The following is a 2,772-nucleotide window of genomic DNA, read 5'->3' on the forward strand; positions in this document are numbered from 1 at the left end:
CTGCTACCCCCGAGCCGGGCACGCTGCGCTATGATGCAACCATCGACCTGCTGCAGCCGACTGGCTCGCGCAGCTATGCGACCTTCCGCCTTGCCGGCGCGCCAGTGGTGGCGGAGCTTCAGGCGCACGACGTCAGCCGTCCCGGCGAGAGACTGCCGATCGACATCAACATGAACCGGGCGTCGATTTTTGACGCTGCGACGGAGCAAGCAATTTGACCTTGGCAGCATCTCGAGCCATCCGCTTGTGTGGAACCGAACAGGTCGAGCCACCCTTGCGCACACTTCGCGCGGGACCGTTGTCGGTCGACTTCGACAATGGGGCGTTACGCTACATCCGCCTTGACGGAATTGAGATTCTGCGCGGAATCTCGTTCCTTGTGCGGGACGAAAATTGGGGAACCGCTACAGCCGTTCTCGATGATCTCCACATCGATGAAAGGCTGGATGTGTTCAGCGTCGCATACCGTGCAACATGTTCCGCAACATCCGGTCGCCTGGTTTATCAGGTACGGATCTCGGGCAGTAGTGATGGTGCGCTGGCTTTTGCGGCCGAGGCAGAGCCCGAGACTGACCTTTTGACGAATCGGACCGGCTTCATCGTCCTTCATCCGATCGAAGCCTTGGCGGGCAAGCCGGTAAAGGTGCTGCATGAGGATGGTCATGATGAGCTATCGCTCTTTCCGGACCACATCGACCCTAAATGTCCGTTCACCGATATCCGGGCGTTGTCGCATGAGATCGCGCCTGGGATCTGGGCCACATGCACCATGGACGGTGATGCCTTCGAGATGGAGGATCAACGCAATTGGTCTGACGCTTCCTATAAAACCTATGTCCGCCCTCTGCGTCGCCCGTGGCCTTACCGACTGCCCAAGGGCCAGAAATTCACCCAGGTCGTCCGGCTTCACGTGTCAGGAACGCTTCGTGCCGGGGCGTCTGAAAACCGCAATCCACTCATCGACCTGACGATCGGCAGACCCGTCGGCCAAGTGCCTCGCGTTGGCGTCGGCGTCGCTGGCGACGAGGCAAGGCACGCGCTTGAATCCCCCGAGCTTCTACGACGAATGGCTCCGCAGTGGATGGTCTGCCAAGTCGATCTCCGATTCGGACACGGCCATGATGAACTCGAAAGCTACGCCGCGCTTGCACGGCTGACCGGCGCAGGCGTGGTCCTCGAGATCATCACCAAGGGCACGCTCGACCCATTCGGCGAATTGGCGCCCGTCGCTGATGCGGTCCATACAATCGGCCTCAAACTGGAAGCTGTCTCCGTCTTTCCGGCGCAGGACATGAAATCCGTTCAGCCGGGAGCACCGCGGCCGGTCATGCCCAGCTTCCACGAATGCTACTCCGCCGCTCGCCGGGCTTTCCCGGGGATCGGGCTGGGCGGAGGCATGGCCGCTTACTTCACCGAACTCAATCGCAAGCGTCCGCCAGCCGAAGCGCTCGACTACGTGACCTTCACCACCTGTCCAAGCGTGCACGCGGCGGATGATATTTCGGTGATGGAAACGCTTCAGGCTATCCCTCATCAGATACGCTCGGCACATGCTTTCACGGGCGACCGCGTGCCGCTGCGCATAGGTCCCAGTCAGCTCGGCTGCCGCGAGAACCCCTACGGAAAGGGCACCGCGCCGAACAAAGCGAACGCCCGCATATGTCTGAGCCGCATCGATCCGCGGCAGCGCGGGCTGTTCAATGCGGCATGGACGCTCGGCTATTTCGCGGCCTGCGCTCGCGAAGGGGTCGAGGCCGTCGCGGTAGGGGACTTCACCGGCCCCTTTGGCCATATCCACAGGAAGGCTGATTTCGTCCAGCCATGGTATGACCAGCAGGACGGCCGAACGGTCTATCCCGCTTTCCATGTCATGGCGGGTCTCTCAAGGCTCGGCGGAGCCACCCTGCTGTCCGTAGGAACTTCCGGCGCTGACGCCATTGCGACGATCGCAGCTGAAAAAGATTGGCGCGTGACACTGTGGGTCGCCAACCTCACCTCCAAGGCGCAATCTGTGAAACTTCCGGATGCGCCGAGCAGTGCCCGTATAGCTCTTCTTGGCGCCGAGCAGTTCGAACGGGCGGCAACCGATCCCAACTTCATGGAAAGTACCGCAAGACCGCTGGATGACCAATTCATCTCGCTTGACGCTTACGCCGTCGCGCGAGTTGATCTCGACCTACCATTTTCGACCTAGAGCCCGATGTGCGCTGAGGTTGAGAGTTGAGCCCAGCGTCATGCGCAGCCGCATCAATCGCTCTGGCCCGAAGCGGGTGACACAGATCGTCAGGCGTCACTGGCCAGGGGAGTGTCGACGCACCTTGTCCCAGGCCGCCAAGATTCGCTGCTTGCATCCGCGTGCGGCATCGTCGACCGTCGGGAATCACATAGACGCATTCTCATGCGGTCGCCCGCCTTGATCCGCCGTCGAGGAGTTCCTGAAGGTCCTCTTTTGGCACCGGTCTTGAAAGCAAAAAGCCTTGTAGCTGGTCGCAGCCGAGCTTGCGCAGATAATTGCACTGGCTCTCGGTCTCGACCCCTTCCGCTGTGGTGCTGAGGCCAGTCGCGCGAGCCAGGTCGATAATCGCCTGAACGATGGCCTCGTCACCGTTCGAGCCGCCAAAGCCCTGCACGAAGCTTGGTCGATCTTGATCCTGTCCACTTCCAGGCTCTGCAGTCGGCCCAATGAGGAAAATCCCGTACCGAAATCGTCAAGCGCAAAGCGCACCCCGACACTGCGCAACGCTGCCATGTTCTGCTGGCATTCGGTGGGGC

General features: G+C 61.1%; 1 protein-coding gene and 2 pseudogenes. 2 read left to right on the top strand and 1 reads right to left on the bottom strand.

All coding sequences use genetic code 11. The features are described from left to right. A pseudogene (locus tag EN914_RS30870) lies at positions 1-218 on the top strand (sugar ABC transporter ATP-binding protein); the annotation flags it as partial. An 80-nt stretch (positions 219-298) separates the two neighbouring features. After that, a complete protein-coding gene (locus EN914_RS30875; protein ID WP_050580493.1) occupies positions 299-2,194 on the top strand; it encodes a hypothetical protein in 1,896 nt (631 codons plus the stop codon). 202 nt (positions 2,195-2,396) lie between these two features. Here the strand turns inward: EN914_RS30875 and EN914_RS30880 are convergent. Next, positions 2,397-2,749 (bottom strand): annotated as a pseudogene (locus EN914_RS30880) (EAL domain-containing protein). Positions 2,750-2,772 lie beyond the last annotated feature (23 nt).

This window comes from Mesorhizobium sp. M7A.F.Ca.CA.001.08.2.1, assembly GCF_003998455.1.
Classification (GTDB): domain Bacteria; phylum Pseudomonadota; class Alphaproteobacteria; order Rhizobiales; family Rhizobiaceae; genus Mesorhizobium; species Mesorhizobium ciceri.